Here is a 21,665-nt window from a genome sequence, read left to right as displayed (position 1 = left end):
TCACTAGGCCAATACCCTGTGCAGGGTTTCTTCAAACAAACCATTGGTCAGAGTGCTGTTTGCCTTTTTACAAATAGCCATACCACTGATGGGCTGTATAGTGTCAGCTAAGCGTGTTAGTTTTTAGCAGATTTGAGTCTGTACTAGTGACTCTAAAGCTTAAGGAGACTTACTTTAAAAAGGGCTTATGTTTGTGACTAGGCCATTTTTTAAAGGCGCTGCGTCTTAAGTACTTTTCTATTAAGACTTGTTTAGACTGATGCTGAGTAGAAGTTGTAAGTGCTTTTTGCCAAAGCTTAAGTTTTAGCGATGCTGTTTAATACCAATTTGTCCAATGAAGCAGCCATTTTAACTAAATGGTTAGTTTCAATCCCGTCCGTTGCTCATGCAAAAGGACCGTCCTTAATCACTAAGGCAATCTATGATGGCCTTGGTGAGTTTCCGTATTTCAAAAATCACGCAGATCATCTCAATCTCATTGCGCATGAAGAGTCTTCAAAAAGCTCCATCGTAGCTTTAGTTAAGAGTTTTGATGCCATTGAAGATACTTTGGTGATCTTATGTGACACGGATACAAACAGCCCGTACCACTATGGTGTTCTTAAGCGCTTCTCGACTAATTGTGATGAGCTACAAAAGCAGCTCTCTCAGAGCAAAGACATCACTAACGAGACTTTAAAGAAAGGCATTGATTCAGGTGATTTAATGTTTGGCCTGGGCATCTTGCAAAGCAAGTGTGCCACTGGCTCCATGTTAGTTGCCTTAAAAGAGCTTTCTGACAATCATGTGCGTCTTAAGCTGAACATTCTGTTTATTTGTACTTCTGAAAGTGCCATTCAGCATCGCGGCATTAAAAAGTGCATTCCATTTGTTCATGACTTAATCAAAAAAGAGCACTTAAAGCTGCGTCTGTGCGTCAACGCTAAGCCAAACTTCCCCATCTCTCGTACTGACAAAGACCTGCATATCTACACTGGCAACTACGGTAAGGTAGAGCCATCTTTCTACATCATTGGCAACTCTGCATCTGCCTTTAGACCATATGCTGGTTTTTCTGCATCCATCATTGCCTCAGAGCTCATTCGTGAGTTAGAGCTCAACCCACTCTTTAGCCAAAGCCTCCATCAAAAGCCATTAGTACCTACTTTTGATAGCTTACGCGTCAAGGAGTTTGGTAAGGACTATAGCCCTGATGGAATGCAAATTAGCTTTAGCATGCCGCTTGTGAACATCAGCTTAGATGACTTACTTGAGCTGTTAAAAAATAGCGCTGCTAAGGCGATTGAAAACGCTGCTGAGCTTATTGATCAGCGTGAGGCCTCATATGCCAACCTCAATCACGAAGAGTTTATTCCTCTTGCTCAAGATGCTGAGGTGGTGTCTTTTAGTGATTTACTTGAGCGAGCCTCCCACAATTTTACTGGCGATCTTAACAAGGCCTTGCAAGGCATGGTGCTTAAATGCCGTTCTGAGGGCTTATCACTGCATCAAGCTGGCATTACCATCATTGAGCGACTCAATGAGCTGGCCAAGCTGCCACGTCCTTCTGTAGTGGTTTACTTTACTGACAACTATGTGCCTACCCAAGGACTGTCAGCAAGCTCTAGCCAGGATCGTGAGTTATTTATGATCCTCGATGGACTTATTAACAAATTCTCGGCCGTAAGTCCTATCGTGCCAACCATGGCCACAAACTATGCGCCATCTGATGCTGGCTTTAGCCGTCCAGTAAATCTTAAAGATTCACTCAATACCTTAGCACGCGAGTGCCCAGTTGGCATTAGCGATATCGAGGGTATTGATGTTCCTACAATCACCATTGGTGTTAAGGGCGATCACTTAACTTTACTTACTGAGCATGTTGACACAAGCATGTGTCAGTATCTGCCAGCTTTTGTACTCTCACTAGCTGATGCCATTGCTAATACGCCAGAAAATAGTCTTGAAAATTACCAAGACGATCTGCAGCGCCACCTTGATGCTTTAGAGCATCGAGCTGAGGCCATTGCCGGAGCCGCCATCAATGCTGCACAGCAAGCTCATGAGCATCGTAGTGGCGATAACACCTTCTACTCTAAACTCTCTCAAGGCACCTTAGAGCCAGAATCTTTAGACAATTTCTTAAAGCAGCAAGGCAGCCAGAGTGGCTCCTCTATGAGCGGCCCCATGCTTAGCGCCCCAAGTGCTCAAGCAAATCCCAGTGCAGCCTCTAACGTAACTCAGGAGCAAGCTAAGGCTGAGGCAGATGAGCAAGCTAATGGACAGGGTCAAGCACAGTCACGTGCTGATACTCAGTCACTCTCTGATGCTAAATCACGTGCTGAGGCCGAGGCAAGAGCAGCGGCCCAAGATGAGGCCGAGGCACATGCCAAGGCTGAAGCTGCAGCTTTAGAGGCCAAAGCACAAGCAGAGGCTAAGGCCCGTGCAGCAGCATCTGCTGCAGCACAAGCCAATGCAGCTAAGGCATTCTTTACTTCTCCTGCGCAAAGTCAAGCAGCTGAAGATACAGACTCGCCTAGCCGAGAGCACAAGATCAATCCATATGCTGAAACTAATGCCGTAGCTCAAGAGATTGCTCAGCGCATCAATGATGAACAAGCCTATGCAGCATCTGCACAAGGCGGCATTGAGCAGAGCGAGGATCACTATCCAAACGAGTATCAAGATGATGACGAGGATTTAGATCCTCCTCAGTATGTTGAGGCTCAGGAAGTTCAGGACACCGACTCAGTACATGCGTCAAATGCACAGAGCACTGCAGCACCAAGCGATGTGTCATATGTCAGTGCTGCCTCTGACGATGAAGATGGCATCATCAGCCCTCAAGCACGTACCGACTTTAGCAAGCTCTCAGCACAAAGCGTCTATACCGATGCTCAGGTCTTATCCGAAGTCCCTGGTGATGGTCTGTCTGAGCCTGTAGTTGAGCTTACCCAAGTTAAAGTTGCAGCCACCGAAGAAAAGCACTTTGGACTGTTCAATAACCTTGGCAAGATCTTCAAGCGCAAGAGTGCTGATAGTAAGGATGAGTCCAAGGTCGACACTGCACCTACTCTCGATAGCGAAGCTGCACTCGACACCGCCGCTGAGTCACAAGTAAATGTGCTTGATAGCACCATCAGTGCAGCTACCTCAGATCTCGCTGCAGCCAATGTAAGTGCCCAAGATGATGTCGCAACTGCTGCTGAACTTGCTAGCTCCGATAATGCAGCAAGTGAGGACGTAGCTTACGCTCAAGAGTCTGATGAGACTGACGTTGCCGCTAGTGCTGCAGTAAACGCTGATGGCGATGTAGATGCTGATGAGCAAGTTCAAGAGCAAGTAAGCCCTGCAGCAGATGATGATGATGCTGGCAATTTAGATGCTAGCGTTACTGCTGAAGCTCGTGAAGCTCGTTTAGAGCGAGAGCTTGATAGCATCGTACAAAGCGATGTCTTAAATGCTGATGACGATAAAACTGATGCTGTAATTGCATCCATGCACACTGCAGCTGTTGGTAGTGAAGATAAGACTATCACCATGCAAGCAGAGCCTCCTCGTAAGAGCATTGAGAGCATCCTAAGTTCTATCGAGCAGCAAACTCAAGTTGTAAGCAAGAGCAATGTAGCTACTGAGGCTACAGCCGGTGCATCTGCTAGCGCCGCTACCCAAGATAGCAAGCCATCCATGAGCTCTGTTGATGAGATCAATGATGACAATGTTGCCTCATTGATTGCATCTTCTATCAATAGAAAGATTGAACAAAACAATCTAGTCTCTATCGATAGTCCAAAGCCATATCGCCAAAGCGCTAATCCACTATCTGATGTTATCTATGCTGACTCAGTGAGCGTAGGCGAGGTGCGTACAACTGATAAGGGAGCTGCAAGCAATGAGAGCGCTGCTAGAACATCAGCACCAAACAGTGATAACACCAATGCTAGTAATAATGGCCCATTAAACTTTAATGGCGCTGCTGCTACTGCAGCTGTGGCTCATGATTTAGACAAGCCAGCCAACCTGTCTTTAGACTCTGCTCCAAAGCCTTTTACCCTGCCTGATGAAAACGCCATTGCCGGTGCAATTGCTGGTAATAACAGCGCATCAGCTAAACGCTTTTTAGTGGTTAATAGCGATCCGCAGAATACCCGAGATCCTGAAGAGGTCTATGCAGAGGCTCGAGCTGAGGCTGAAGCTGCTAAGTTAGCTGCCGCCGAAAAGTCCCGTCGTGAAGGCCAAAGAGCTATTGCGATGGAAGCTATTCGCGCCGCTCAAGCCGCGCAGAAAGCCCAGATGGCTGAGTTATCCGATGCACAAGCCAAGATGGCAGAGTCATCCGATGCACAAGACAACTCTAGCGACGAAGCTGCTAAGACCTTAGCGTCTGCAGAGGATTCAAGCGCTGATTTAGTAACTAGTGCTGAGCAAGTACCATCAGACAATACCGAAGCACTGGACATTGCTCCATCTCAAGATGTTGTTGCAGAGCCTGAGGTCGAGTCTGATAAGAGTGATGCAGATGCTAAGCCTACTGCTAGTGCTGCTGTGGCTGCAGATGCTAGCGTAGCTCCTAAAGCATCTCCAAGCGATGTGAAGGCAGCTGCTCCTAGTGATGCTGCTAAGGCAAGTAAAAAGCTTGAGCCACTTGATGCAGCAACCTTAAGAGAGATTGCTGCACTTAAGAAAGTTAACTCTGAAGAGGCTATTGCTGAACTGCTCTATGCCTCGGACTTAGATGAAAAAGACGCTAGCGGCAGTGAGAGTGACGTAAAAGAGCAAAATGCAGCTCAAAATAGCGTTGCAGCTGACGTTGAGGCTGGCGTTGCAGCTGAGTCTCAGCATAAGGGTGAATCTAGCGAGCAAGAGATTGCTGTAGTACCAGATACCATTTTAAGTGCTAAGACCATTATCACTACCTCTAAGACAGAGACTACAAACTCAGTCATTACTGATTCACGCGCAACTAAGCCATTTATGGATCCTGTTGAGGCGATCACCACAGAGGTTCTCGACGACAAGGACGCCAAATCAAAGTCTAATGATGGTGTTGCCACTGTTATCACCTCTGGAGCTTATACCCCTGCCTCAACCGATGCTGAAGCGGATAATAATGCTGCTTTAGTAGTTGAGGAACAGTCACACAAAGATCCTACCGAGGAGCACTCTTACACCACTGAAGAGACCGATGACTATGTAGCCACTGTAATCACTAAGACCATTATCCAAAAGGATGAGTCCCTTAGTGAGGACAATGCTGCTGCCAATGCAGATATCAATACTGACACAAGCGCGGATGCAGCTGACACTGATGCAGCCGATGCTGCTAATGCTACTGCTGACAGCGCCACTAGTGATGGTGCTGCAAGTGATAAGCAAGGCACTACTGATACAGTGGATCAAGGTGCTCAGGCGCAAGTTGGTGATGGTGCTGATGAGGCATCTAATGGCACTAGTGCTGAGGAAGAGGCTAAGATCGCTGCCAAGGCTGCTTTAGATGAAAAGCGTGCGGCATTGCGCAGAGCTATGTACGGTGATGATGCCGATAATATGCCGCCACGTCGCAAGCGTGGTAGCTATATCGACTTAACTGGCCGTGGCGATGTTTTAAGCTACGATCCTGATGAGCTTACTAAGAGCTTTGAGCAACCTGAAAACTCTCAATCTGGTGCTAATGTAGTTGACGGTGCTTTAAGCCGCAACGTGCCTGTATCGTCACTGTCCTCTGCTGAGATCAGAGCTATGGCTCAGGCTAAGGCAGAGGCTGACAGAGCTGCAGCTGAAGCTGCTAATGCCGGTGCTGAGGCAATTAAGGCTAAGAGCCCTGGTGTACGTATTATGCGTACTACTACAGCTCCAAAGGCACAGCCTCAAGCTCAGCAAGATCAGATGGTTTACTCACAAGGCGGCGCAGTAGTGGTCTCTAAGCGAGTCTCTGCTGAAGAGGCAGGTGCTCTGCTCAATGCTAATAAGCAAAGTGCACGAATCCCTACTTCGCCTACCGCTATTGAAGGCTCTACTAGCTATCTTGAGCGTACAGCTGAGAAATCTATCATGAGCCAACATGAGCGTATTAAAGAAGACGCTAGCGTTCCTACTACCATCGTAGTACGCGGCAATTAACGTTTATCAAGCAACCTAAAGTCCCAAGCTCTAAAGTACTATGCTCTATTAGCTTCAAGCATTGGCTATGGTTGCTTTCTAAACCACTTGTTTACAAACTTAGATTGCTTTACACCATGCTTTAACTGTCACCAAGGCTATTTAGCCACCAGAGGACTAACTACTGTCAAAGATCAGATGAATAGTGCGCGGCTTGTGTCTGCAATCAGAGATCAGATAAGGCTGCCTTTATCTGATGTCAAAGATCAGGTAGAGCAGCCGCAGCTTGTGTCTGCAATCAGAGATCAGATGAGGCTGCCACAGGCCGATGTCAAAGATCAGATGAGCGGGCGCTGTTTGTGTCTGCAATCAGAGATCGGACGAGGATGCTTTATCTGATATCAATGCTTAGATGAGCGGGCGCTTGTCCTTATGTGTCTTTATGTTAAAGATCGTGGATGGTGCAGATATGGTATGCATGTTGGCAAATGATGCTTTTTAACCATACGTAGTTAAGAAGTTTTCGCAACTAGAGATACAGTGCTATTAGATTTTTGCTGATAAGTAGATAATCTTGAAGCCCAAGCAACTTGACATCAAGTGTAGCTGCGCTGTGTACTTATGCAATCAAGGCCCAATGATTGCACGTGCAACAAAAAATTAACTAGCACATGTTTTATTATGGTTTTAGTGACCATGATCCGACACTTTGTGCTTTATGAAGATTAATATAGCGCTAAGCCTTTATCTTTGCGCTTTTACTGAGGCTTACTAGTCTCTTTGAGCTTAAGACTGGTATGGCTTTATTAACCTTAGGCGTGGATGCAAATAAAAGCATCGTGTCAAAGATTGTTAAGCGTTATCCCTTGTACAAACTTTGACAAACGCCCATCAACATATTGACCCTTCTGTTTATCTAAAAGCTGAGGCTTTTAGATGTGATGGGCAAACGCGCTATCAGGGTATGCAACTACACACTGCTACTTGATACTCCAGGTCGCGAAAAAGAAAAGAGTTCACTATGGCTGAAGTTAACTTCGACACCACAGGCCAGTTTTCTGGCTGCATACTACTCTCAAGTCCTTCATGGGATCAGAGTAAGCTTTTAAGCGATCTCAAAGAAAAGTGGGATATCGAGCCTAAGGAGAATCTCTCTAAGAGTGACTCTGAGTTGATCTTTGACTTAGACGGTATTCATGCTGCTTTCATGTTTGTGCCAGAGCACATGCCTGATGGTGAGGCAGAGGCCTATGCGTCTAACAACTTCCAGTGGCCCGAGGCCAATGCAGTAGCTCAGGCACATCAAGGCTACATCCACATCTCTGTACATGCCGATTTTCTTATCGACACTATCGACCGCGCCAAACTCTTTACTAAGCTCATGTCCGCTGGCAGCCGTCAGCCTTTTGCAAGCGGCGTTTACACCTCTGGCGTAGTGGTAGAACCAGTTTATTACGATCTCTTTTCTGACATGCTCAAGCACGACTGCCTGCCAATTGAAACTTGGATTTGGTGCGGTGCTGTGACCATCGAAAACGAAGTGATGTGCTATACCTTTGGTATGGAAAACTTCGGCATGGACGAGATGGAGATCTGCGATCCAAATATGGACATCGATGGCATGCGTGAGGTGTTACGTAACCTTGCTTACTATGTGCTAGAAAACGATGCCATCTTAGGCGACGGTGAAACTGTAGCCTTCTCAGATCAAGAGAGCTATACCGTAACTCACTCTCGCGGTATCGCCATGCCAGATCAGATGACCTACAAGGTCTCTCGTAATGAAGAAAATGTTGAGGTGGTTGCTACCGAAGCTGAGGATGCCTCCACTGACAATGCTCAAATTATCGACGAGCACAGCATTGTAGTTACTGGCCTTGAAGAAGAATCAGATCCACATATTGCAGCTTTAGCTCGCAAGATGATCTCTTTCTTAAACTGTGATTGTTCCTATATTCCACCTACTTCCGATATCGCAGCTATTCGTGAGGCTTACGATCAAGCATCTGTACAAGGTTTATCTGAGGGCTTTGTCCCAATGTTAATTGCAGTTAACGACCTGCTCTTACAGTGCATGATTGTTAACTCCGATCCATTTACCGAGTCAGAGGATGGTCTTGAGTTCTCCTTTGATCACGTTCGTGATTACCGCTCTACTGCTTTATCTACCGAAAGCGATAACGGCAAGGTAACTTTAGCCTATCGCATTAGTGAGTGCGAAGAAAAGGCCGCTAAGGACAATATCGACTGGGATCAACTCATTATCGGTCGCGTTGAGAACGGTCGTGCCTACAATAACTTCTCCTCAGTTATCGACCACGACACTGAGATGAGTGTGCCGCTGTTACTTGCTAAGCTGCCTGTAACTAATCCATGGGATGTCTTTGCCTTCTTACCATTTGGCGGCTGGGGTGACTGCCCTGCTCCTGAGGATATTACCTCTATTTCCAAGTTCTGGTTTGAGCGTTACCAAGCTATGCCAGCTGTACTCACTCATGATGAGCTTGAGTATATTGTTCCAGCTCCAGTTCCTGAGGATAAGGCTTTAGAGCTAGCAGTTGAGCAATACGGTCTGTGCCATGAGCTCACAGAGTTGCACCACTATGTTGGTTGCCTTGCCGACTCACTTAGACAGTCTACTGTTTGGTACTTCTGGTGGCGCTAAGGCCTTTATAGCTAAGCGCTTTCATAGCTAAGGATCTTCATAGCTAAGATCCTTAGAGCAAAGTGTCTTTAGCTCTTATAGCTAAGGACATTTATTGCTAAGGCCTTAATTGCTAAGAGCTTTAGAGCAAAATGCCTTTAGCTCTACTTAGGCCTTATGGTCTCATGTAAAGCCATACTCTTAGCTAGCTGTATTTAAGCTAGCCAGAGCTTGCTAGCATGGCCATACCAAACCGCCTAAGACACAAAAAAGCCGCAGCTGCGGCTTTTTTGCTATATGAAAGATAATCATCAGTGCCCATCATTTTGGGCAATTACTGAGTAATGAGCTAGACGTTATAGTGCGGTACTAAGCGGCGAGTTTGTCTGTAAGTATAGGCCAGAGTGTAAATAGACTCACATGCAGTAGAGTCGAGTTTTACGTAATTGCCGATAGTAGCACCGTCTTTGAGGTGTAAGCTCTCTACTAACTTAACTACATCCACCATAGGCAGGCCCATTTCAAAGAAGTTTTGCGGCAGACCACAACGATGGAAGAACACTCTGAGCGCCTCAATGCCCTTAAAAGCTGTATCGGTTGGATCGTCGTAATTAAGCGCAATACCAAATACCTTATTGGCAAACTGAGCCATACGCATTGGATTGTGCTTTAAGCAATATGTCATCCATGCTGGGATGAGTACAGCAAGGCCTTCACCACGTAGAGTTCTGTAAGTAGCAGCGAGCTCAAGCTCAAGCACATGCACTGACCAATCTGCCTCACGACCTAAACCACACATACCATTTTGTGCCAAGGTGCCAGCTAGCATGAGATTAGCACGTGCATCGTAATCATTTGGATCTTCAATAGTACGAGGTAGAGTGTTGATGATGGTGCGTAAGATACCTTCACACAGTTCATCAGTGAGATTTACGTTTGGAGTATTAGTAAAGTAGCACTCAATAACGTGAGCGATCATGTCCATTGCAGCAATTGCAGTAGACTTGTTGTCGATAGACAAGCTCAGTTCAGGATTGATGATGGCAAAACGAGGTAAGAATGCTGGCGAGCTCTTATTGAACTTACGCAGCTTGCCATCAATCTCACGGGCAATGGTACAAACTGCAGAGCATTCGGCACCGGTATCAGATGAAGTGGTAATCGCACCATTAATCAAGGTACGTACTGGCTCACGTACTCCTGAAAAGAAGTCCCAAAAGTCACCAGCGTATAGAGCACCTGCACTAATAGCTTTTGCGCTGTTAATCGCTGAGGCACCGCCTACAGCTAATACCGCATCAATATGCTCTTGTCGGCAATAGTTAATGCCTTCATAAACAGTATCGGCCCAAGCAATTTCTTGCGTCTTACCAAACACAAAAAACTCTAATCCTGCACGATCTAATGAGCGCTTAATACGATCAAACAAGTCAGGCTTATGGGAGGCGTCATCATAATGAATCATGATGCGACGAGCACCTTCATACTTTAAGATTGAACCTGCCTCGTTCTCACGGCCACGTCCGAACATAACAAAGGTACGGCGCTGATAGTCAAAATTCTGCATGGCTCCGATGCTCCTTATTATTTCAAACGGGCAAAAACTAATTTAGCAAAGATATGAGCTTAAGTAGCTCACAACGCTTTTTAGTGAATGAGGCAAGTATAGCATGATTGCTAAAGCCCATAGCGCCTAGCGCAAGCAAAGACAGCTATGCCCATGCTTAAGCCAATTTCTAATCACCATTAGATACTAAACGATCAAGTAACCGAGCAAAGTCCCCATAAAAGACATTGTTCCATGCACATTTTGCAAAAATGTCAGCTTTTGCATGCATATTGACCATATGCCAATGTAAGTGGGCTTGGCAATGTTTTAAATGCTTGTTGTCGTTAGGCCCTTGTTTCATGGGCTTTGTAAGGCACAGGTATTTAAAAGGGCAAACTATTTACGTAAATACTTGTCCTAAGATGTCGCAAAGTCTGAGAAATTCTGTATTATACGGGCTTATCATGGGGCAGTTGTCACTGTTTCGTGAGCAAAATGGCACCTGTATTGTCATGGTGTCATCGGCCTATGCACTACAAGCTTAATCATTTAGCTAGGTGCTTTTCTGCTTTGCGCCGAGAGTACTCGCCGTTTATTATGCAGGTCTAGGCCCGAAAAGTATTATTGTGGCCGGGCTGCGGCAGCATAAGGAACCATCTCTACGCAAACACCATGTTTGCATGTAATGACTAATAAAACTTGTCACATACGATGCCTTATCGCTGTGTACACCAAAAGGTGTCCTGCAGCTGCCCGCTGAAGTGAAATACCACATATATGAGCTTAAGTTAGACCTAAATTTAACATTAGCTCGCTACAGTTGTTCTACTCAAGCAACTAAGCTATGAGTAAACATCCTAAGGTAATAGCTTGGGGCGGGGTCCTTCTTACCTTTCATCTTGGACTTATACGAGTGGAAAATACTCCTAAGTTGCAAGCGGCAGAAGCCGCTTCAAATGAGGCAAGTGCTGCAACTAGCACTCCAACATCTCCTTTATCAACCGTTCAGGGCATCAAGAACTTAGCTGCAGCCCCAAAGGGATCTGCCTCCCATCGCGTAGGTGAACTGCCAGGTCAAAAACCTTCTCCTGAGAAGCAGAATCGTAAACCTATTCTGACTGTCAAGAAGCTCACTAAGCGCTTTGATAATTTCGTAGCTGTAGACGAAGTGGACTTAACCATCTATGAAGGTGAAATTTTCGCCTTACTCGGCTCTTCAGGCTGCGGTAAATCCACTTTGTTACGTCTTTTAGCAGGTTTTGAGCAGCCAACCTCTGGCTCTATCATGCTCTGCGGCGAAGAAATGATCGGTGTGCCACCGTACAAACGTCCTTTAAACATGATGTTCCAGTCTTACGCTCTGTTCCCATACATGACCGTAGGCCAAAACATCGCTTTTGGTTTAAAGCAAAGCAAGTTACCAAAGGATGTAATTCAAGACCGTGTAGAGCGTATGCTGCGTCTTGTACACATGGAAAACTATGTGGACAGAAAGCCATATCAGCTCTCTGGTGGTCAACGTCAGCGTGTTGCGCTAGCTCGCTCTTTAGCTAAAGAGCCTCGCCTGCTGCTCCTTGATGAGCCAATGGGTGCGCTTGATAAGAAGCTGCGTGAGCAGATGCGTCTTGAGCTCGTTGACATCATCAACTCAGTTAATGTTACCTGTCTGATGGTTACCCACGATCAAGAAGAAGCCATGACTATGGCTGATCGTATTGCCATTATGGATAGAGGTGAGTTTATTCAGGTTGGTGGTCCTCGTGAAATCTACGAAAACCCTAACTGCCGTTTCTGCGCTGAGTTCATCGGCTCAGTAAACATCTTTGAAAGCTCCTTAGTAACCTCTTCAGCTACCCAATCTTTAATTAAGGCTCGTGATTTCAACCACTTAATCGAGTTATCTCACGATATCGATTTGGCTGACGGTATGCCTCTCATTATTGCGCTGCGTCCTGAGAAGATTTACATCTCTCATGAGCGCCCTGCTGAGAATACCAACTGGTGTGAGGGTGTAGTGGAGAACATCGCTTACTTAGGCGACGTGTCTATTTACTATGTAAAGCTCACCAACGGCCGTATTGTTACTTCAACACTGCCTAACGTAGACCGATTCAAGCAAGGCCTTCCAACTTGGGAAGACCATGTTTACTTAAGCTGGGATCCAGATTCCTGTATTGCGCTGACCATTTAATGGCCATCGACCACCAAGTGATAAAGCAATGCCCTCTAGGCAAAGATGGCCTCAGACATAAGCATGTGTCTGACCATCAGCTTGCACTCACTTAAGGACATGCCCCTCAAGACACAAATAGATCTATCTAAAAGATAGTATCTTCACAAAGATACCTGCAGCATCAGGCAGAGAACAGCTTGAAAAAAAAGCAACTTTCACTGACAGACTGTAGATATCTCATAGCGCTCTTGAGGCAGGCTATTGTGCACAACTATACAGGTAACTGCGATGTCCACTGGCTTAAGCTCGAATCTTAGTTTTATCCGACGCGCTTTTGCTACAAAGCGTGTTACTGCAAATGAGACTGGAATGATGAGTACACATCAGCACACTTGGCGTGATTACGCACTCATTTTTCTACCGTACCTATGGATGGTACTGTTCTTCTTACTGCCATTCTTGATCATCTTTAAGATCTCTTTGTCAGTATCAGAAATCGCCATTCCTCCGTACTCTCCTTTAGTTACCTTTGAAGAAGGTGCCATGCAGATCATTCTGCATTTGGAAAACTACACCTACATCTTCACTGATCCTGAAGGAACTTATATTCGTTCCTACCTGAAGTCTTTACAGGTAGCAACATTCTCTACTTTCTTCTGTTTGTTAATCGGTTATCCGATTGCTTGGGCGTTAGCTACTGCTCGTCCTGCTATGCGTAATGTACTGTTCATGCTCATCATTATGCCGAGCTGGACTTCGTTTGTAGTACGTATCTACGCTTGGATGACTCTGTTAAAGCGCGATGGTCTTATCAATGAAATCTTGATGACCTTAGGCATTATCGATGCGCCGATTCAAATACTGCAAACAGATGCTGCAGTTTATATCGGTATTGTGTACTGCTACTTGCCGTACATGGTACTGCCGTTATTCTCAGCATTAATGAAGGTTGACTACTCATTAATCGAAGCTGCTTCAGACTTAGGTTGCCGTCCTGTAAAGACTTTCTTTAACTCCTTAGTACCGCAAACTAAGTCAGGTATTGTTGCCGGCTCTATGCTCGTCTTTATCCCAGCCATCGGTGAATACGTTATTCCTGAGCTGCTTGGAGGTAAGGGCTCGATCCTCATCGGACGTATCTTATGGCAAGAGTTCTTTAACAATCGTGACTGGCCACTTGCTAGTGCTGTAGCCATCATCATGCTCATCATTCTTGTGATCCCAATTGTGGTCTTCTACAAGATCGAGCGTAAAGAACAGGAGAGGATCAATGCACGGAAGTAAGCAAAGCAAAGCTGCCATTGCACGTGGCGTGATCATCGCCTGTGCCCTGGTATTCTTATACCTGCCTATCGTGACCTTGATTGTGTACTCATTCAATGAGTCACGTATGGTGACTGTTTGGACTCAGGCATCTTTAAAGTGGTATCGAGCCTTATTTAACAACTCAGACATCATCCGCGCAGTTGGCGTTTCGCTCTTAGTAGCGTTTATGACAGCTTGTGCCTCCGTGGTGTTAGGCACCTTAGCTGCATTCGTGTTAACCCGCGTAGGCAGCTTTAGAGGCGAGTCATTATTTGTACTGTTAATGACCGCTCCGATGGTGTTACCTGAGGTTATTACTGGTCTTGCACTGCTGCTGATCTTCGTAACTTTAGGTTCTCATATCCCTATTTTTGCTGATCGCGGCATTTGGGCCATTTGGATTGCTCACGTAACTTTCTGCTCAGCCTATGCAACTGTAGTTATCCGCTCTCGTTTTAGAGAGCTTGATACCTCCATTGAAGAGGCTGCTATGGACTTAGGCGCAGGCCCTGTCAAAGTATTCTTTGCCATTATCCTTCCTGCCTTAATGCCATCTGAAGTTGCTGCATTCTTACTGGCTTTCACCATGTCTATGGATGATTTGGTGATTGCCTCATTTATCGCAGGCCCTGACTCCACTACTCTGCCCATGCTGATCTTCTCATCAGTACGTAGAGGCCTGTCACCTGAGATCAACGCGTTAGCAACTATCATCGTCTTCATCGTATCAATCTTTACCTTCTTTGCCTGGCTATCCATGGTCAAGAAGCAAAAGCGTAAGCGTGCCGATGCTGCCAAGGCTGAAAAGGCCTCCGCAGAAGAGCAAAAGCTGCATTACTTTGCTCCACACGGCGACGAGATGCTCGATAGCGACTTCAAGCTCAATCCAGTAGCTCTGGCACTGTTGCAAGCTCAGGCTAAAGCTTTAAGCCGTGGTGAAGATACAGCTGCAGCAACTGCTTTAGCTTTAAAGTCGATGCGTAGCCCTAACGTGGTTGATACCAAGGGTAGAAAAGCCGGCGCTGTGGTAGCTGCAGAAGATGGCGAGGCAGTGGATAACACCGAACTTGCTGAGGCCTACGCAACTGCAGCTGAGCAAGCTTTAGAGCGTGTTGAGCGTGAAGAGGCCGAAGCTGCATTGCGTGAGGCTCAAGTCCAACAAAGTAAGGAAGAACAAAGCACAGTAGCTGTAAGCCCTGTAGTGACAGAAGAGCAAGCTGCAAAATTAGAGGCTGCTCGTAAGGCTGCATCCGAAGCTGCATCTGCCGAGGTCAAGAAGTCCTCAAGCAGCTCAGCCAAAGATGCAACCGCAGCTCAAAGAATTGAGTCAGAGGGTATAGCTCAAGCTGGTATGGCTCGCGTGTTAGATCACGAGGAGTTTGGTGAGGTTAAGTTCAATCCATCTAATGGTGAAGATCAAGACCTTATCGCCCCTGCCCCAACTTCAATGAAGGCAAAGCTTAAGGGTTCAACCGCTCCTGCTACTACCTCAACCTCGCTTGCTGATGCTAAGGCACGTAAGGCTGCAACTAAGGCCGCCATTAGCAAGGCACAAAGTAGCGAGACTGAGTCAAATGATTCAGTTGAAGTAGCTAGCGATAAGAGCAATGCAAAGAGCAGCGTAGTTGCCACAACTGCAAGCTCTCTTGCTCAATCAAAAGCCCGCAAGGCAGCAGCCGCTGCTGCCCGTGCTCGCGCCCTAGCCTCTAGCGACTCTGATAACAAGAGCGCATCTGAGGTAACTAATACTGCCTCAACAGATATTGCTAGCGCTAACGTCATCGACAACACCGACAAGTAGACTAGCCACTCATCCCAAGGCTATCACTCCCTAGCCTCCAAAAGCCCCGATTCTTCACCAAGACTCGGGGCTTTTTCATCCCTCCGCATACACCCCAAAAATTACTCACCGTCTTTTACATAAATAACATGTAAATAATGATGGCTAATTCGTTTCACTGCTCCTCAAAACCAATAGATACACAATATCTACAGCACCATCAAAAAGTAAAAAATAATGTGTTTACGATCAAACATTTTTACTTTGCTATGTTTTATAAATACAACTAAAACAACATAATCGTTAGCAAGTGTAAGAAAGATCATAATGCCCCGAACCGATGTGTATTGAGCCGTGGGCAATGCAAACAACTAACTATAAGGATCTGTCCCATGGCAGTTTACGTAAACGCCAACTAAAAATCCCCTGTAAATCACATTTGTGAAAGGTTGGGTACATTTTAGGATCAAAATATAGTAAACTTTCTTTACAGTATTGAGACTGTTTACGTAGAGATTCGATGTCTTCTGTAAACTCAAATCTCTATTTTGTACCCAAGGATGAGTTGAGGCATTTATTTGTGTGCTAATACTCATTTGTGGGTTCTGAACTGTTACTTATACTGCCATCTCCTCCAAAAGCAAGCCCATATGCAGCTTTCTGCTACTGCGTAACTCGACTTTCCGTCTGACATTAAGTTGAGTTAAATGGGCTTGCTTTTGTTTATCTACACAACTAGATTCCCGCCATTTTTCTCCTACGCGACATCTTCTCTTCTCATTGTTTCGAGTACAAATTGGTACATTTATCCTCAGTTATCTTAATTAATAAAAGTACAAAATAGTACATCTATACATTTTTGTGTTTAGTAGAGCTAAAGCTTTATCCTGCGTATGAAAAGTACATACTTCAGACTAATGACAGATAAGAACTTCCTGGTCCGGCATGCTTTGCATGCAACCATACTTGCGAGCTTAGAAGAGGGATTTGAGATGAGGTGCGTTGCAGGAGGGAGAAGTTAAGCCAACGAGTATGTATAGCTTAAATTAGGCATGTTGAGCTAAGACTTAGCTTGAATTAGCTAAGCAGAAGCCTCTTTAATTGAAGAAGCATAAGCAAAAGATTGAGTTTAAGCTTTATGTCAGCTAAACTGACAAAGTGTGCGAAATGATGCTCCAGCATCATTACTGACTGCTAGCTGAATTTAATATTCAGCTAGCAGCCTTTATGCATGCACAAACGCTGACATGACATTATCCACAGTACATGCCAAAGACGTCATGACTATTCCTATATGTCTGGGAAATATGGCTTGTAGCATGACTCTACATAGTCACACCAGCTCTTCATTATCTCACGCCTTTGTTCTAAGTAGTCATAACGCTGATAGGCCATCTGCGTACGGTTCTCTACTCTGTGCGCAAGACAGTACTCAGACGCTTCAAAACTAAATCCTTGAAGCGACATCCAAGACCTTCCCATACTTCTAAAGCCATGAGGAGTGATAAGATCCTTTAGTTTAGATCTGTGTATGAAGGTATTCCTGGATAGAATGCCTGTATCAGAGCGATCACTAGCAAAAATATAACCTCCTTTTCCTTTATCTCGTCTAGCAATGAGTTTCTCAAGCTGTGGAGTTAAAGGGATTCGATGTTCTCTTTTGGCCTTCATATGCTCGGCCGGGATTACGATAATTTTTTCGTCGTAGTCTACCCACTCGAACTGAAGAGATAGAACTTCTCCAATTCGACACAAGGTTAAACAGAGCGCTTTGATAATATCTACATCATCTGCAGTTGGTTTGCGGTCTGAGTCATATACAGTTTGAAAAACAAATTGAAGCTGGTCAGCTGGTAAAGAGCGATGGTGTTTGACCTCATGCCTTGGCAGAGTTTTTGAGATGTACTGCAGTCTAGGCACATCAATAAGGCCGAGTCCTAGTGCAAAACGCTCTACTTGAGCAAGCAAACTAAGCTTACGCCTTGCTGCTACAAGTTGGCCTTTAGCAATACTTGACTCAACCAACATACGGACTTCATAAGGCTTAATGTCTTTAATTTCACGATTGCCCAAGTCGTCCCATGTCTGAAGACAGTAAACATCATGTTTTAACGTAGTGTCAGTAACATCTCGAGCCTTGAGCCACATATCAACAAGCTCTTTAAATAAGATGCGATGTTCAGTACGTGACTTTCTGCCATCTTCGTACTTTTTATTTTCAACAACAGCAGCCTTGCGGGCCTGTCCAAGCGACATTTCAGGGTATTCGCCAAGAACTTTAATCATGGAACAACCCTTTGAGGTCTTTCTTAAAACCCACTGCTTACGATTTGTTGGATAAACTTTTAAGTACAGACAGTTACCATCGCCAAGCATGTAATGATCATCGCGTGGTATGGCACGGGATACTATGAGAGCAGTTAGCTTGTACTTAGCCATAGCTATACCTCCAAAAACTAGAGCTCATAATCCGTTATGATGACTCTATACCTAGGCGTCAATCATTAGAATAGCCATGACTAAATACGAACAAATACAACCACATATAACCTTAAACGTCTCTTAAGATTAGGTCTTCATGCGGCAATAGTTATGATTTAGTGCTCTAGTTGTTTTCGGGTAATTTAAGATATTCTGATGACTCAAGTAGCTTGACTGCAGAGTCAGTCTTATCAGTACTTTTGATACTATCTTCTTTACTTAAAGTTTCTAATGCTACTACACTCGATGTCTGCTTTGTTTGAGCGCTCTTACGAACGTTAGCCTGGCGTCTAGTAGTGCTCGACTTAGTCTTTGCGTCCTTGCCTTTATCTGTGGTCTTAGTTCTCGTTTTAGCAGGCGCTTTCTGGGTAGCTACTTTAGCTGCAGACTTACCTTTAGAGGCACTAATCCTCTTCTTTGCCTCAGAGGTACTGCTATCGGCTTCACCAGTGTCTGGTTGTTTACTACCATACTTCTTATCAAGCACTTTAATGCCGTTCTCGAGGATACTTACCTTGCTCTTATAAGTAGAGAGCTCTTTGTTCAATTCATCATTAACCTTTAAGAGCTCATCAACTTTCTTTTCAAGCTCGGCTTTCTCTTCTCTAAGCTTTGCTAACTCGTGCATCTGCTCATCAGAAGAGTGTACTTTAATATACTTCTGTACTGACTGAGCAATTCTAACGACGTTATCAAGTGCCTCTAAAGCAGAACTTTCGTAATCAATATTTTCCTTTTTGCAAAGCATAAGTTTAAGCTCATTAAGAGCTTCAACGTATTGTTTGGTGCCATGATTAGGAGATGCAAGCACTAAAGCACGCCTTGTCAGCTTGCTTACATCATCATTGTACTTCTTACGCCAGGCATCTTTGATGGATGCCTTTATAGCCTCGCTTTTTGTCATCATACTAGCCACCTACATAAGTTGGACTAAGTTAACAAAGGTACATTTTAGTACATTTATACTTTTAACTAAGTCAAGCACAAAACACGTCTTCACTCTTCATTAAAGTATAGTTGTACTAATGTGAACTCCTAATACCATCACTGTACTACAAATTTAAAATATATATATCCTATTTTGTACTTTAGTAACCCATCTATTCATTAAAACTGGATATACACCTCATTTTTAGCATGTTAGTACACATGTACTTATTTATACTACTTTAGCCATGTTTTACTACAAGTTCATATTAGTATACTTATACCTTTGTGTACTCTTAGCACTTGCGTGCACAGAATACATAATCATACATATGTACTAATATGTACTTTATGTAACAACAATAACACTTAGCACCATCGATTATAGTAAAGAGTACATAGTAGGATAGATGTACCTGTTAAGACTTAAAATTGCTCTAAGCCTTGTAATAGCTACAAAGCTAAAATCTTGACACAGTTAAATTTACATGTTTCTCAAGTTGTTACATGTCATGCTGATAAATGACTTGAAATCAGGCTTTTTATAAGGCTCTGGCTGATATTAATGATCTTTACGGCGAATGATCAATTTTTACAATCTTTTGATCAAAATCGTGATCTAATGATCAATACAATACGTAAATTTGCCGAAAGTGTGCGCTAAAGATCAACATAGATCATTTCTACTTGTCGAAGATTTCAATACACGATCTAATAACATCGGGTGTTATATGAAACACCATTAGAAGCATACTTACTCGCATGGCAAAGGTTCTGGCATGAGTCTAAACATGCCCAAAGTTACGACGACTTAGCATGCATCGTGGTATGCAGTTAACTTGTAAGTATATGACTCTAAATTCTTCTACTGTAGCGTTGAAACTGATCACATCAAGAGTTCTAGATGCTGTCTTTGAATCGCTTAAGGAGGGGATAAATGATTTGGAGACTTGTTTAAAAAGAAGCTTATCCATTTAAGGATATATTGACTCTAGAACTGCATTCTTTTACTAGGAGGTTTTGAATGGGCGTAAATCTTTGCCTCACTCTTACTCTTGAAGAAGTTTGCAAAGTTTTGGGTATAAAACGAACAACTTTCTACAAGTTACGTAAGACTGACCCAACATTTCCAAAGCCTATTGAGGCTTTATCAAAGCGTGACCTTCACTTCAGTACAGCAGATGTTTGTCACTGGCTTGAAACAGCGCAAAGGGGATAGCTGCCATACTGCCGTTTGTGTAAGTGAGCATCTATTCATCTAAATCAGATTCACATTCCTTTAAGCTGCTAGCAATAATTGCAGCCGCTAGCAGCTCTAGAAACACTCATCTCATCAAGAGCGTGTCCCATATGCTCAATAAAAGCTTCAGAGCTTAACTTGTAAGCTCTTCGGCATCTAATAAGTGTCACTCACTCAACGACATAGCCCCAATAGGAAATATTGCAAATTAAGTTGCTTATGCAACTTAAGGTAAATGTATCACCATTCACAAGCAGTGAAAATAGCAATGACGTACTTTTTCACAAAGTGTGAACAATGGATAAACTTCCGTATAAATAGGCTTATTTATACTGTTTGTAGATAAAGATGCCAAGAATCAAGGCCTAGACGCCCCTTGTGCACTAAAGAATACTCAACTGATTAACGCAATGTTTACTAGCTGTAAGCGTAAATTAAGATGTCAGTCCTAATTTACTAGCTTTTGACACATTTCACACTTTTCCTTTAACTCCGCTACAGCATTTTTTCATATAGGCATAGAACAGCCATTTCATGCAGAAAGTTTAAATCTAAAAAGCGCCATTAGAAGCTAGTATCTGCGTGATAGATATTGAATCGTGTATCTATGATAAATAAGGCCATACAGTTCTGTCTGAGTCACTTTGCCATCTATATACAATCTCAAATCATTAAATATAAGCCATTCATAAAATTCCACTAAAACAAAATACGGTCTAAAGACCATCGTTTCAGACAAGGGTTCAGAACATCATTCTTTACAACATTACAACTTAGGAAGATGCGTCACTATTAACATCTTAAACTGCATATTTAAGGCACTCTAATTCTTGAGCCTCGTAGATACCAACAGATCTTAACTTTGTGTCTAATAAGACCATGCGATAATCCGTTCATAAAGGTAGACCAGATATGTTCAAACATTGTAATCGTCTAAACAGAAACACTCTGCTAAGAGGCAGAATGCTCTCTGCTAAGACCGTTATGCGAACAGTCCTTAACAGGATCAATTTACATATCGCCATAAGCGTCCTCTTGCATGTGTAATTTGTACCCAACCGGTACAAAGTATACCCCTGTATATCTTGTCCCGAGGGCTGCGGTTACATGTGAACGCATATGATTACATACGGCTATAAACGCACACAAAACCGCGTATATATGCCGATATCTGGAAGTCGACTTCTTTTCATCTGCCCATATGCAAATGTTTTAAAACAGGAGAATTCATTATGGCAGTATACGTAAACACCAATTACAGCGCCCTTCAAGGCCAAAGATACCTCGGCAATGTCCAGAACTCCCTGACCACCACATACCAGCGCTTATCAAGCGGTATGCGTATCAACAGTGCTAAAGATGACGCTGCTGGCCTCCAGATCGCCGATCGCTTGACCTCCCAGATTAATGGCCTCAACCAGGGTAACCGTAACGCTTCTGACGGTATCGCACTTGCCCAGACTGTAGAGTCAGGTATGGATGAGATCT

General features: G+C 44.1%; 9 protein-coding genes and 1 pseudogene. 7 read left to right on the top strand and 3 right to left on the bottom strand.

Features of this window, described 5'->3' with window-relative positions; all coding sequences use genetic code 11:
* Nucleotides 1-309: 309 nt before the first annotated feature.
* Both RDO37_RS09550 and RDO37_RS09545 read left to right on the top strand, forming a co-directional pair.
* The gene (locus RDO37_RS09550; RefSeq protein ID WP_308498916.1) at nt 310-6,099 is read left to right on the top strand and encodes a hypothetical protein; all 5,790 of its coding nucleotides are present in this window, start codon (nt 310-312) and stop codon (nt 6,097-6,099) included.
* Between the two features lie 1,000 nt (nt 6,100-7,099).
* Nucleotides 7,100-8,743, top strand: a complete 1,644-nt coding sequence (locus RDO37_RS09545; RefSeq protein WP_303074029.1) for a DUF4253 domain-containing protein — start codon at nt 7,100-7,102, stop codon at nt 8,741-8,743.
* 328 nt (nt 8,744-9,071) lie between these two features.
* Here the strand turns inward: RDO37_RS09545 and RDO37_RS09540 are convergent, their stop codons facing one another.
* On the bottom strand, nt 9,072-10,289 hold the full coding sequence (locus tag RDO37_RS09540; RefSeq protein WP_308498915.1) for an iron-containing alcohol dehydrogenase: 1,218 nt from the start codon (nt 10,287-10,289) through the stop codon (nt 9,072-9,074).
* Between the two features lie 1,048 nt (nt 10,290-11,337).
* On the opposite strand from RDO37_RS09540, the gene potA reads away from it, so the two are divergent.
* The 3 genes from potA (at nt 11,338) to RDO37_RS09525 (ending at nt 15,550) form a co-directional block, all read left to right on the top strand.
* Complete coding sequence (gene potA / locus RDO37_RS09535; protein ID WP_027939180.1) at nt 11,338-12,462, top strand: polyamine ABC transporter ATP-binding protein; 1,125 nt, start codon at nt 11,338-11,340, stop codon at nt 12,460-12,462.
* Between the two features lie 354 nt (nt 12,463-12,816).
* Complete coding sequence (locus tag RDO37_RS09530) at nt 12,817-13,728, top strand: ABC transporter permease subunit (protein WP_027939179.1); 912 nt, start codon at nt 12,817-12,819, stop codon at nt 13,726-13,728.
* A complete protein-coding gene (locus tag RDO37_RS09525; RefSeq protein ID WP_308498914.1) occupies nt 13,715-15,550 on the top strand; it encodes an ABC transporter permease subunit in 1,836 nt (611 codons plus the stop codon). The genes RDO37_RS09530 and RDO37_RS09525 overlap by 14 nt, the downstream gene beginning before the upstream one ends.
* A gap of 1,269 nt (nt 15,551-16,819) precedes the next feature.
* Here RDO37_RS09525 and RDO37_RS09520 read toward each other — a convergent pair.
* A complete protein-coding gene (locus RDO37_RS09520) occupies nt 16,820-17,968 on the bottom strand; it encodes a tyrosine-type recombinase/integrase (RefSeq protein ID WP_308498913.1) in 1,149 nt (382 codons plus the stop codon).
* A 166-nt stretch (nt 17,969-18,134) separates the two neighbouring features.
* On the bottom strand, nt 18,135-18,917 hold the full coding sequence (locus RDO37_RS09515) for a hypothetical protein (protein WP_308498912.1): 783 nt from the start codon (nt 18,915-18,917) through the stop codon (nt 18,135-18,137).
* A 1,044-nt stretch (nt 18,918-19,961) separates the two neighbouring features.
* Here RDO37_RS09515 and RDO37_RS10875 point away from each other — a divergent pair.
* A complete protein-coding gene (locus RDO37_RS10875) occupies nt 19,962-20,156 on the top strand; it encodes a helix-turn-helix transcriptional regulator (protein WP_374045314.1) in 195 nt (64 codons plus the stop codon).
* Between the two features lie 1,253 nt (nt 20,157-21,409).
* A pseudogene (locus tag RDO37_RS09510) lies at nt 21,410-21,665 on the top strand (flagellin); the annotation flags it as partial.

It is taken from the genome of uncultured Anaerobiospirillum sp. (assembly GCF_902485895.1).
GTDB classification, from domain to species: Bacteria; Pseudomonadota; Gammaproteobacteria; order Enterobacterales; family Succinivibrionaceae; genus Anaerobiospirillum; species Anaerobiospirillum succiniciproducens.
Note: the sequence above shows the minus strand (reverse complement) of the source record. Positions and strands in the feature narration are given on the sequence as shown.